13 protein-coding genes and 1 tRNA gene are annotated in these 11,796 nt (G+C 64.9%); 13 read left to right on the top strand and 1 reads right to left on the bottom strand.

The features are described 5' to 3' along the window. The 13 genes from AC1DYI_RS15985 to queE form a co-directional block, all read left to right on the top strand. Positions 1 to 204: hypothetical protein (locus AC1DYI_RS15985; protein ID WP_477205114.1), on the top strand; the 204-nt coding region annotated here is incomplete at its 5' end. Between the two features lie 17 nt (positions 205 to 221). Beyond that, entirely contained in the window at positions 222 to 1,292 is a 1,071-nt protein-coding gene (locus AC1DYI_RS15980) for a phospholipase (protein WP_477205117.1), read from the top strand. A 195-nt stretch (positions 1,293 to 1,487) separates the two neighbouring features. Beyond that, a complete protein-coding gene (thrS, locus tag AC1DYI_RS15975; protein WP_477205113.1) occupies positions 1,488 to 3,407 on the top strand; it encodes a threonine--tRNA ligase in 1,920 nt (639 codons plus the stop codon). 106 nt (positions 3,408 to 3,513) lie between these two features. Further along, a complete protein-coding gene (infC, locus tag AC1DYI_RS15970) occupies positions 3,514 to 4,038 on the top strand; it encodes a translation initiation factor IF-3 (RefSeq protein ID WP_477205112.1) in 525 nt (174 codons plus the stop codon). Positions 4,039 to 4,174: 136 nt separating this feature from the next. Continuing rightward, positions 4,175 to 4,378, top strand: coding sequence for a 50S ribosomal protein L35 (rpmI, locus tag AC1DYI_RS15965; RefSeq protein ID WP_477205111.1), 204 nt, complete (start codon positions 4,175 to 4,177; stop codon positions 4,376 to 4,378). A gap of 29 nt (positions 4,379 to 4,407) precedes the next feature. After that, positions 4,408 to 4,764, top strand: coding sequence for a 50S ribosomal protein L20 (gene rplT, locus AC1DYI_RS15960; protein WP_329717331.1), 357 nt, complete (start codon positions 4,408 to 4,410; stop codon positions 4,762 to 4,764). Between the two features lie 123 nt (positions 4,765 to 4,887). Beyond that, complete coding sequence (gene pheS, locus AC1DYI_RS15955; protein ID WP_477205110.1) at positions 4,888 to 5,943, top strand: phenylalanine--tRNA ligase subunit alpha; 1,056 nt, start codon at positions 4,888 to 4,890, stop codon at positions 5,941 to 5,943. 68 nt (positions 5,944 to 6,011) lie between these two features. Then, positions 6,012 to 8,435 carry a phenylalanine--tRNA ligase subunit beta gene (gene pheT / locus AC1DYI_RS15950; RefSeq protein WP_477205109.1) on the top strand — a complete coding sequence of 808 codons (2,424 nt, stop codon included), beginning with the start codon at positions 6,012 to 6,014 and terminating at the stop codon, positions 8,433 to 8,435. A gap of 86 nt (positions 8,436 to 8,521) precedes the next feature. Further along, positions 8,522 to 8,863 carry an integration host factor subunit alpha gene (locus tag AC1DYI_RS15945; protein WP_477205116.1) on the top strand — a complete coding sequence of 114 codons (342 nt, stop codon included), beginning with the start codon at positions 8,522 to 8,524 and terminating at the stop codon, positions 8,861 to 8,863. Between the two features lie 49 nt (positions 8,864 to 8,912). Beyond that, entirely contained in the window at positions 8,913 to 9,380 is a 468-nt protein-coding gene (locus AC1DYI_RS15940) for a MerR family transcriptional regulator (protein WP_477205108.1), read from the top strand. Positions 9,381 to 9,505: 125 nt separating this feature from the next. Beyond that, a tRNA-Pro gene (locus AC1DYI_RS15935) sits at positions 9,506 to 9,582 on the top strand. 53 nt (positions 9,583 to 9,635) lie between these two features. Continuing rightward, positions 9,636 to 10,727 carry a 6-carboxytetrahydropterin synthase gene (locus AC1DYI_RS15930; protein WP_477205107.1) on the top strand — a complete coding sequence of 364 codons (1,092 nt, stop codon included), beginning with the start codon at positions 9,636 to 9,638 and terminating at the stop codon, positions 10,725 to 10,727. Positions 10,728 to 10,729: 2 nt separating this feature from the next. After that, positions 10,730 to 11,365: a 7-carboxy-7-deazaguanine synthase gene (queE, locus tag AC1DYI_RS15925; RefSeq protein WP_477205115.1), complete on the top strand. Its 636-nt coding sequence runs from the start codon at positions 10,730 to 10,732 to the stop codon at positions 11,363 to 11,365. Between the two features lie 24 nt (positions 11,366 to 11,389). Here the strand turns inward: queE and AC1DYI_RS15920 are convergent, their stop codons facing one another. Beyond that, entirely contained in the window at positions 11,390 to 11,674 is a 285-nt protein-coding gene (locus tag AC1DYI_RS15920) for a hypothetical protein (RefSeq protein ID WP_477205106.1), read from the bottom strand. Between the last annotated feature and the right edge of the window lie 122 nt (positions 11,675 to 11,796).

Raw genomic sequence — 11,796 nt, 5'->3', positions numbered from 1 at the left:
GAGGTCGACCTGGCCCGCAAGCGCATTTCGCTGACGATGAAGCTCGACGCGGCGCCTTCGCAGAAGGGCCAAGGGGCGAAAGGCGACAACAGCTACCGCCCGGCGGCGCGTGGCGAGCGTGCGGGTCCGGGGCCGCGCGGGGCGGCACCGGCTGCCGGCCCGAGCGCGATGGCGGCGGCTTTCGCGAAGCTGCAAAAGCGCTGATCACGGCGATGGCAGGTCTGCAGGCCTTGCGCGTGTTGGCAGGTCCACGGGCCCGCCAGCAACTGCGCGAGCGGGGTCTGCAACCGGCGAACGTGGTGGTCATCCCTGCCGCCGCCGGTGGCCCCAAGGGCTTGGTGCTGAACCCGCTGGACCGGTACCTCTTCGGCCAATGGCTGCCGCGCAGCACGCAGACTGTTCACTTGCTCGGCGCGTCGATCGGCGCGTGGCGCATGGCTTCTGCCTGCCGCACCGACCCCGACGCGGCTTTGGCGCGTCTGGCCGACGACTACGTGATGCAGTCGTACGAGCATGCGCCGGGCAAACAGCCGACAGCGCAGGTCGTGAGCCGCACTTTCGGCGCCAAGCTGGGGGAGCACTTCGGCGGTGTAGAGCACGAGCTGCTGGGGCATCCGCGCTACCGCCTGCACGTGTTCACCAGCCGCGGACGGCATGTGTTGCGACGCGAAGGCAAGCTGCGCACACCGTTGGGCTACGGCGGCGCGTTCGTCAGCAATCTGCTGTCGCGGCAAGCGATGGGTGGGTGGTTGGAGCGTGTCGTGTTTTCGGACCCGCGTGACCCCTTGCCGCTGCCGTTGCACGACTACCGCACGCACCAGGTGGACCTCAGCGCGGCCAACCTCGCCCCGGCGGTGCTGGCCAGCTGCTCGATCCCGTTCTGGCTCGAAGCGGTGCAGGACATTCCCGGCGCCCCGGCCGGCGCGTACTGGGACGGCGGCATCACCGACTACCACCTTCATCTTCGCTACGACCGCATCGCTGAGGGTCTGGTGCTCTACCCGCATTTCCAGCCGACGCTGGTGCCTGGCTGGCTGGACAAGGTGCTCAAGCACCGGCATCGCAGCACGTCGGCGCTGGACAACGTCGTGGTGCTGGCGCCACGCGCCGAGTGGATTGCCGGACTGCCGGGTGGCAAGCTGCCCGACCGCGGCGACTTCAAGGCCTTTGGTGACGACATAGCGGCGCGCCAGACGGTTTGGCGGCGCGCGATTGCCGAAAGCCAGCGCCTGGCCGACGAGTTTGCCGCGCTGGTCGATTCCGGCGCGCCGCTCGAGGCCGAAGCCCTGTGATTGTTGGCAGCGCAGCTCTCGTTCTACAATTCGCCATCCCACCAGCAAGAGCAGGAAAGGCAGCACGGGTTATGACACCGCGAACTACGACCTTCGGAGAAATCACCTAGTCGGCCGCGGCACGTTCGGACTCGTCCTAACTTTCCCTCACGAAACGCGGCCCTTCAGCCGCGTTTTTGTTTTCTGGAACACCAAATGATCAAGATCTCTTTGCCCGATGGTTCCCAACGTGAGTACCCGGGCCCGCTGACGGTTGCAGAAGTGGCCGCGTCGATCGGCGCTGGTCTCGCCAAAGCCGCGCTCGGTGGCCGCATCGGCCAAGGCTCGGAAGCCAAGCTGGTCGACACGAGCTATCTGATTGAAGCCGACGCGCCACTTGCCATCGTGACGGACAAGGACGCCGACGGTCTGGAACTGATCCGCCATTCGACGGCCCACTTGCTGGCCTACGCGGTGAAGGAGCTCTTCCCCGAAGCCCAGGTGACGATCGGCCCGGTCATCGAGAACGGCTTCTTCTACGACTTCGCGTACAAGCGCCCGTTCACGCCCGAAGACTTGGTGGCCATCGAAGCCAAGATGGGCGAGCTGGTCAAGAAGGACGAGAAGGTCGAGCGCCGCGTGCTGCCGCGCGATGAGGCAGTGGCCTACTTCAAGTCGCTCGGTGAGCACTACAAGGCCGAGATCATCGGCTCCATCCCGGCCGGCGAAGACGTGTCGCTGTACCGCGAAGGCCAGTTCGAAGATCTGTGCCGCGGCCCGCACGTGCCGTCGACGGGCAAGCTGAAGCACTTCAAGCTGATGAAGGTGGCGGGCGCCTACTGGCGTGGTGACCACCGCAACGAGATGCTGCAGCGCATCTACGGCACGGCCTGGGCCAGCAAGGACGACCTGCAGAAGTACCTGACGATGCTGGAGGAGGCCGAGAAGCGCGACCACCGCCGCCTCGGCCGCGAGCTGGACCTGTTCCACCTCGACGAGCATTCGCCCGGCACGGTGTTCTGGCACCCCAAGGGCTGGGCCGTGTGGCAATGCGTCGAGCAGTACATGCGGCAGGTCTACCGTGACAACGGCTACCTCGAGGTCAAGGGCCCGCAGATCCTGGACAAGTCGCTGTGGGAGAAGACGGGCCACTGGCAGAAGTACCGCGAGAACATGTTCACGACGGAGTCGGAGAAGCGCGACTACGCGCTGAAGCCGATGAACTGCCCCGGCCACATCCTGATCTACAAGCAGGGCATCAAGAGCTACCGCGACCTGCCGCTGCGCTATGGCGAGTTCGGCCAGTGCCACCGCAACGAGCCGACGGGCGGGCTGCACGGGATCATGCGGGTGCGTGGCTTCACGCAGGACGACGGCCACATCTTCTGCACGGAAGAAATGATCCTGCAGGAGTGCGTCGACTACACGACGCTGCTGCAGAAGGTCTACGCCGACTTCGGCTTCACGAACATCCTCTACAAGGTCGCGACGCGGCCCGATGCGCGCATCGGCTCCGACGAAAGCTGGGACAAGGCCGAGCACGCGCTGATGGAAAGCCTGCGCCGCTCGGGCTGCGAGTTCGTCATTTCGCCGGGAGATGGCGCCTTTTACGGCCCGAAGATCGAATACACGCTGAAGGACGCGCTGGGCCGCGAGTGGCAGTGCGGCACGATGCAGGTCGATTTCTTCATGGCCGAGCGCCTGGGCGCCGAGTACGTGGCCGAATCGGGCGACCGCCTGACGCCGGTGATGCTGCACCGGGCGATCGTCGGCAGCCTGGAGCGTTTCATCGGCATCCTGATCGAGCAGCACGCCGGGGCGCTGCCGGCCTGGCTGGCGCCGACGCAGGTGGTGGTCTCGTCGATCACGGAAGCCCAGGCGGACTACGTCGAATCCGTCGTCAAAACGCTGAAAAAACAAGGGGTTAGGGCAGAGGGCGATTTGCGCAACCAGAAGATCACGTTTAAAATACGGGAGCATTCGTTGCAAAAGGTCCCGTACATCCTGGTCGTAGGCGACAAGGAGAAGGCAAGCGGGGCCGTCGCGGTGCGCGCCCGAGGCAACCAGGATCTGGGCGTGATGTCCCTCGCAGACTTCCAGTCGAAGCTCGCAGGCGACATTGCGGCCAAGCTCTAAGGTTTTGCCTCGGTTTTCGTTCGCCGAATGTTTTTCGTCGGGTCCTGCACTTGCCTCAGGACCTGTTTGAGGGGTTTTAACCATCGCTACCTTTGCCGACCGTCGGATGCCTAACGTCGAGCGCAAGCATCGACTGAACCGTGAGATCACCGCCCTGAACGTGCGCCTGAACGGCGTCGAGAACGAGCCGTTGGGCATCGTCAGCATTCAGGACGCCTTGCGGATGTCAGCCGAAGCCGACGTGGATCTGGTCGAGATTGCCGCCACTGCAGATCCGCCGGTTTGCCGGCTGATGGACTACGGCAAGTTCAAGTACCAGGARCAAAAGCGCGCCGCCGAAGCGAAGTCCAAGCAGAAGGTCATCGAAGTCAAGGAAGTCAAGTTCCGCCCGGGCACCGATGAAGGCGACTACGTGATCAAGATGCGCAATCTGCGCCGCTTCATCGCCGAAGACGGTGACAAGGGCAAGGTGACCTTGCGGTTCCGTGGCCGCGAAATCACCCACCAGGACATCGGCATGCGCCTGCTCGAACGCATTCGCGACGAGCTGTCGGATGTGGCAGTCGTCGAGCACATGCCCAAGCTCGAAGGGCGCCAGATGATCATGGTGCTGGCACCGAAGAAGCGCTAACCAGCGCGACGAAGTTTTTGAAGAATTCACCCGGCGGTTTGGTCACTGCCGGGTTGATGCAGAAGCTACTGCAGGCCATCAAGTGCCACCGCAGCCGCGGGGGCCGCCCAGCAGAGGCAATTCACAAGGAGCAGTCATGCCCAAAATGAAGACCAAGAGCGGGGCCAAGAAGCGTTTCCGCGTCCGTCCGGGTGGCACCGTCAAGCGCGGTCAAGCGTTCAAGCGCCACATCCTGACCAAGAAGACCACGAAGAACAAGCGCCACCTGCGTGGTGCTGCCAACGTGCACGAGACCAACATGGGCCACATGGCACAGATGCTGCCCTACGCTGGCCTCTGATCTTCTGACGGACTGAAAGGAAACCAAACATGCCTCGCGTTAAACGTGGTGTAACCGCCCGCGCCCGTCACAAGAAGATCCTGGCCCTGGCCAAGGGCTTCCGTGGTCGTCGCAAGAACGTCTTCCGCATCGCCAAGCAGGCGGTGATGAAGGCGGGCCAATACGCCTACCGCGACCGCCGCACCAAAAAGCGCGTGTTCCGCCAGCTGTGGATTGCCCGTATCAACGCGGCAACCCGTGGTCTGGGTCTGACCTACAGCAAGTTCATCGCCGGCCTGAAGAAGGCCCAGATCGAACTCGACCGCAAGGTGCTGTCGGACATGGCCATTCACGATCCGGCCGCTTTTGCTGCCATCGTCGACAAGGTGAAGGCCCAGCTGAGCTGATACCGCTGCAGGCTCTTCCGGCGCCCTTGGCAACAGGGGCACCGGAGGCCGCACAGGCACTCGAAGGCCGTCACCTGTTGGTGCGGCCTTTTTTATTTTGTTTTTGATCTTCGCTTGGTAAGCATGAACGACCTCGATCAACTGGTGGACGCCGCGCAGGCCGATTTCGCAGCAGCCGGCACGCCGGCCGAACTGGAAAACGCCAAGGCCCGCTTTTTGGGCAAGGCCGGTCGTGTCACCGAGCTGTTGAAGGGTCTGGCCACACTGACTGCGGAAGAAAAGAAGACCCGCGGCGCCGAGATCAACCAGACCAAGCAGCGCATCGAGGCGGCGCTGAACGCGCGCCGCCAGGCGCTGGCCGATGCCGAGCTGGAAGCGCAACTCAAGGCCGAGGCGTTGGACGTGACGCTGCCTGGCCGCCAGCGTGGGCAGGGTGGCCTGCACCCGGTGTCGCGCACGATGGAGCGCATCGAAGCCATCTTCGGTTCGATGGGTTTCGATGTGGCCGACGGCCCCGAGATCGAAACCGACTGGATGAGCTTCACCGCGTTGAACAACCCGGAGAACCACCCGGCGCGTTCGATGCAGGACACCTTCTACGTCGACATGAAGGACGACGGTGGCCGTTGGCTCAACCTGCGTCCGCACACCAGCCCGATGCAGGTGCGCTATGCGCGTGCCCACGCCGCCCGTCACGCCGAGGCGCTGGCCCGCGGCGACACGATCCCCGAGATCCGCGTGATCGCCCCCGGCCGCACCTACCGCGTCGACAGCGACGCGACCCACTCGCCGATGTTCCACCAGTGCGAAGGCCTGTGGATCGGCGAGAACGTCAGCTTCAAGGACCTGAAGTCGGTCTTCACCGATTTCTTCCGCAACTTCTTCGAGACGGACGACCTGACGATCCGCTTCCGCCCGTCGTTCTTCCCGTTCACCGAGCCGTCGGCCGAGGTCGACATTGCCTTCGCGCACGGCCCGCTGAAAGGTCGCTGGCTCGAAGTCGCCGGCTCCGGCCAGGTGCACCCGAACGTCGTGCGCAACTTTGGCCTCGACCCCGAGCGCTACATCGGCTTCGCCTTCGGCATGGGCCCGGACCGGCTGACGATGCTGCGTTACGGCGTGAACGACCTGCGCCTGTTCTTCGACGGCGATCTGCGATTCTTGTCCCAGTTTCAGTGACTGCAGTTCCAGTGACGCGACCGTCACCGCCGACGTTGACCCCGAACACCGAAGACTGAACCGATCCCATGCAATTCCCAGAATCCTGGTTGCGCGAGTTCTGCAACCCGCYGCTGAACACCGCCGAATTGGCCGACCTGCTGACCATGTCCGGCATGGAGGTCGAAGAGCTGCGTCCTGTCGCGCCGCCGTTTGCGGGCATCGTCGTAGCCGAGATCGTCGAGGCTGAGCAGCATCCGAACGCGGACAAGCTGCGCGTGTGCCGCGTCGATGCCGGCCCGTTCAGTAAGGACGGGCCGCTGCAGATCGTCTGCGGCGCGCCGAACGCGCGCGTAGGCATCCGTGTGCCGCTGGCCGTCGTCGGCGCGCAGTTGCCGCCAGGTGAGGACGGCAAGCCGTTCGAGATCAAGATCGGCAAGTTGCGTGGCGTCGAGAGCTTCGGCATGCTGTGCTCGGCGCGCGAGCTGAAGCTGTCGGAAGACCATGGCGGTTTGCTCGAACTGCCGGCCGATGCGCCGCTGGGCCAGAACATTCGCGAGTACCTGAGGCTCGACGACACGCTGTTCACGCTGAAGCTCACGCCGAACCTGGCGCACGGTCTGTCGGTCTACGGCATCGCCCGCGAAGTGTCTGCACTGACCGGCGTGCCGCTGAAGGCGCCCAGTTTTTCGCCGGTGGCGCCCGCGAATGACCAGCGCGTGTCGGTCAAGGTGGAAGCGAGCGACCTGTGCGGTCGCTTCTCGGGCCGCGTCGTGCGCGGTGTGAATCCGAAGGCCACGACACCGGCCTGGATGGTCGAGCGACTGGCGCGTTGCGGGCAGCGCAGCGTGTCGCCACTGGTCGACATCTCGAACTACGTGATGTTCGAGTTCGGTCGCCCGTCGCACATCTTCGACCTCGACAAGATCCACGGCGGTTTGACCGTGCGCTGGGGCAAGAAGGGCGAGAGCCTGAAGCTGCTCAACGGCAACACCATCGAGCTCGACGAGCAGGTCGGCGTGATCGCAGACGAGGCGCATGTCGAATCTCTGGCCGGCATCATGGGCGGCGACTCGACGGCAGTGTCCGACGACACGAAGAACATCTACATCGAGGCTGCGTTCTGGTGGCCCAACGCGGTGTCCGGCCGATCGCGCCGCTACACCTTCTCGACCGACGCGGGCCACCGCTTCGAACGCGGCGTGGACCCGGCGCTGACGGTCGAGCACATCGAGCACATCACGCGCCTGGTGCAAGACATCTGCGGCGGCGAGGCCGGTCCGATGACCGATTGGCAGGGTGAGTTGCCCGAAGCCAAGCCCGTCACGCTGCGCGTGGCGCGCGCCGCCAAGGTGATCGGCATGCCGGTCACCCAAGAAGAATGCGCTGGCGTGCTGCGCCGCCTGGGTCTGCAGTTCAGCGAAGGTGAAGGCACGCTGACGGTGACGCCGCCGAGCTGGCGTTTCGACATCGCGATCGAGGAAGACCTGATCGAAGAAGTCGCCCGCGTGATCGGCTACCAGCGCCTGCCCGCCACCGCTCCGCTGGCGCCAGTGATGGCGCGTGTGCGGGTGGAATCGCAGCGCAGCACCCACGATGTGCGTCACGCACTGGCGGCGCAGGGCTACCAGGAAACGATCAACTTCAGCTTCGTCGAGGAACGCTGGGAACACGAACTGGCCGGCAACACCGACCCGATCAAGGTGCTGAACCCGATCGCGGCGCCGTTGGCCGTGATGCGTTCCAGCCTTGTCGGAAGCCTGATCAACGTGCTGCGCTACAACCTGTCGCGCAAGGCGTCGCGCGTGCGTGTTTTCGAGCTGGGTCGAGTCTTCCGCCGCGATGCGAGCGTGGCCGCTAGCGACAGCACTGTGCAGGGCATTGACCAGTCGCAGCGCGTGGCCGGCCTGGCCTACGGTCCGGCTGCGTCGCTGCAATGGGGCCAGCCCGACAAGGCGGTTGACTTTTTCGACCTGAAGGGCGACGTCGAAGCTTTGCTGGCTCCCCGTGTGGCGCGTTTTGTCGCCACCGAGCACCCGGCCATGCACCCGGGCCGTTGTGCTGCGGTGGAGCTGGACGGTGAGGTCATCGGCCATGTCGGCGAACTGCATCCGCGCTGGCGCCAGGCCTACGAGCTGCCGCAAGCGCCGATGTTGTTCGAGTTGGACCTCGGTGCCGTGCAGCGCCGCGACGTGCCGCAAGCCAAACCCGTGCCCCGCCAGCAGGTGGTCGTGCGCGACCTGGCCTTGGTGGTATCGGAGCAGGTCGCCCATGACGCGCTGGTCGCCACGTTGCGCGCCGACCCGGCCGGCTTGGTGCGACGCGCCACGCTGTTTGACATCTACAAACCGTCCGTGCCGACGGCCGACATTCCCGCTGGTCACCGCAGCTTGGCCGTTCGGCTGGAATTGTTGGATGACGAAGCCACGCTGACCGACGATCGCATCGATGCGGTCCAGGCGGAGGCTGTCACGCGCGCCCAAGTGGCCCATGGCGCACACCTGCGCGGTTGAGCTTCGACGACACACGCACCGGAAAAGGCCTTCAGCGCATGCAGCCCGATTTCCCTTCCGACCCCGCCGACACCGCACCGCCGCCGATGGACCGCGTCATCCTCCCGTCGCTCGAAACGCCCACGCTCACCAAGGCCGAGTTGGCCGAGTTGCTGTTCGAGCGCCTGGGGCTGAACAAGCGCGAATCGAAGGACATGGTCGAGGCGTTCTTCGAGATCGTCAACGAGGCGTTGGTGCAGGGCACCGACGTCAAGCTCTCGGGCTTTGGCAACTTCTCGATCCGTCGCAAGGCGCCGCGGCCCGGCCGCAACCCCCGCACTGGCGAGCCGATCCCGATCAAGGCGCGCAACGTGGTGACCTTCCATGCAAGCCACAAGTTGAAAGCGATTGTTCAGGGCGACATGCCGCCTGCGGAGGAGTTCGAGTAAAGTCTGAGCACTTCGCCGAAGTGCATTGATTTCGCACGCCCATTCTTTTATGGATTCTGGCCCCAACCGCCTGCCGGCCATCCCCGCCAAGCGCTACTTCACCATCGGTGAGGTGAGCGAGCTGTGCGGCGTAAAGCCGTACGTGCTGCGTTATTGGGAGCAGGAGTTCACCCAGCTCAAGCCCATGAAGCGCCGCGGCAACCGGCGCTACTACCAGCACCACGAAGTGCTGTTGATCCGGCGCATCCGCGATCTGCTGTACGACCAGGGCTTCACCATCAGCGGTGCGCGCAATCGCTTGTCCGAAGCTGCTTCATTGGAAGGCGCCGACGACAACCTGCCGGACAGCTTGCCGGAGCCGCATACCTTGCCGGTCGCAGCCCCGGGCGCGCAAGCCATGGCCGCACTGAGCCATGCTTCGACCGCTGAATTGCGCTTGCCGGTGCTGCCGGCCAATCCCAGCGTCGAGCAGGTTCGCGACGAGCTGCTGGCGATCCGCGAACTGCTCGTCTTCTGAGCCGGTGGCCGAGAGCTTGAGGGCGTCTTTCGCCCTCGATGCGACGCAAGAAAACGTCGGCCTCAGCGATGATTTTCTTATCAGCCGAGAGGCCTCCAAATGCCTGGCTATAATGCGAGCTTCGTCGGGGTGTAGCGCAGCCTGGTAGCGCACTTGCATGGGGTGCAAGGGGTCGCGAGTTCGAATCCCGCCACCCCGACCAACCAATAACAACGGGTTAGCAGCACACGCTGCTAACCCGTTTGTCTTTGCGTCATGTCGAGCCGCCATTTCTTCACCGCCCAAGCCGGCTTCGATGCCGCACGGCAACTGCACAGCTTGCCGACGGGCCATCGCGCGTCGCGTCTGCACGGGCACAGTTTTCAGGTTCGTGTGCGTGCGGCCTTGGCCGATGGCTGGGCAACGTTTCCTGGTGGGGAACTGAGCCGCCTGCAAGACGCGCTGGCTGCAGTGACTGCGCCGTTCGATCACGTGTTGCTGAACGAACTGGTTGAAGAGCCAAGCGATGATCGGCTGGCCCGCTGGATCGCCAGCCAACTTAGCTTGCCGCAGGTGCCGGCCGTCGGCGTGCAGAGCTCGGCCCACAGTGGTGTGGACGTTGACGAGAACGGCGTGGCCCACGCATGGCGGCGCTATCGCTTCCAATCCGCGCACCGCCTGCCGAACGTCCCGCTGGGCCACAAGTGCGGCCGCATGCATGGCCACGGCTTCGAGGCAGTGGTGCATCTGCGTGTTGCATCCAGCGAGGTCGCGCACAGAGCCTGCGACCGACTGGACGAGCTGTGGGCACCGTTGCATCACCAGCTGAACTACACGTGTCTCAATGAGCTGCCTGGGCTGGAGAACCCAACCAGCGAGATGTTGAGCCGTTGGTTGTGGCAGCGCTTGGCGGCTGGTACCGACGGGCTCGTGTCGGTGAAGGTCTACGAGACAGCGTCCTGCGGCGCGCAGTACGACGGTGCCACACATCGGATCTGGAAAGACTTTCACCTCGACAGCGCACTGCGCCAGCGCCGGGCGCCTCAAGACAACCCGCTGGCGGCCCTGCATGGCCACACCTACACGCTGCGTTTGCACCTGAGCGCCGAGTTGGATGAGCTGCAGGGCTGGGCGGTGGATTTCGGCGACGTGAAGGAGCTGTTCAAGCCGGTGTTCAAGGCACTGGACCATCACCCGCTGCACGACATTCCGGATCTGGTGGATTGCGACACGGCCAGCCTCGCGCGTTGGGTACTGGCCCAGGCGCGCGCACGCTTGCCTCAGGTCTCGCGCGTCGATCTGTTTGAAACCGAAGGCTGCGGGGCCATCGTTTGCGCGGGCGACACCGAGCCCGTGCTGGCTGCTTGAGCATGACGTACTCGGTCAAGGAAATCTTCTACACGCTGCAAGGCGAGGGCGCCCAAGCTGGGCGCGCAGCCGTGTTCTGCCGTTTTGCCGGCTGCAACTTATGGTCGGGTCGCGAAGCAGACCGTGCGACGGCCACCTGCCGCTTCTGCGATACCGACTTCGTCGGCACCGATGGCGCGGGCGGCGGCAAGTTCGACACTGCCGAAGCGCTCGCAGCTGCGGTGGCCGCGAAGTGGTCTGGCGGCGCGGGCGGCAAGCCGATGGTCGTGTGCACCGGCGGCGAACCCCTGCTGCAGTTGGACGAGACCCTGGTCGAAGCCTTGCACGCGCGGGGTTTCGACGTGGCCGTTGAAACCAACGGCACCCAGCCGGCGCCCCGCGGGCTGGACTGGATCTGCGTCAGTCCCAAGGCCGATGCGCCGCTGGTGTTGACCGCCGGCGATGAGTTGAAGCTGGTGTTCCCGCAAGTGCTGGCGATGCCCGAGCGCTTTACCGGCCTGGCCTTCGACCACTTCATCCTGCAGCCAATGGATGGGCCCGATCGGGCGCGCAACACGCAGGACGCGATCGCCTATTGCATGCAGCACCCTCAGTGGCGGCTGGGCATCCAGACCCACAAGGTGGTGGGCATCGCCTAGCGCCACGTGTGGGCGGCACGTGGCTCAGTCGTTGGGCTCGTCGACGCCTTCGACCAGGAAGAAGTTCGGCCGCAGCTTGCCGCGCAGTCGAACACGCTTGCCTTCCATCGCCTCGAACGCCGGGTCGACATAGGCATGGCCGCCGGCGCGCCGCAGCACATGCCACCTGCCGTCGGCCAGTACCAGCACCATCCCCGGGTGTGCGCTCTTCGTGCCTTGGCCCAGCGGCCGGCTCTCGACCCGGCCTTCGAGCACGACGTGCTCGCCACCGGTGGCGTTGTCGTCAGCGGGAGTGGAGGCGGCGGACATGGATCAATTGTCCGTCTTCTTCGGTCGCCACCAGTGCCACCACACGCACGACGCTGGTACCTGCCTCGCGAATCAGGCGGCGCCCCTTCACGATGTGCACGCGGCGCTGCGGACTGGTCTGG

The sequence above is a fragment of the Ideonella sp. P3_A4 genome (assembly GCF_056403075.1).
Note: the sequence above shows the minus strand (reverse complement) of the source record. Positions and strands in the feature narration are given on the sequence as shown.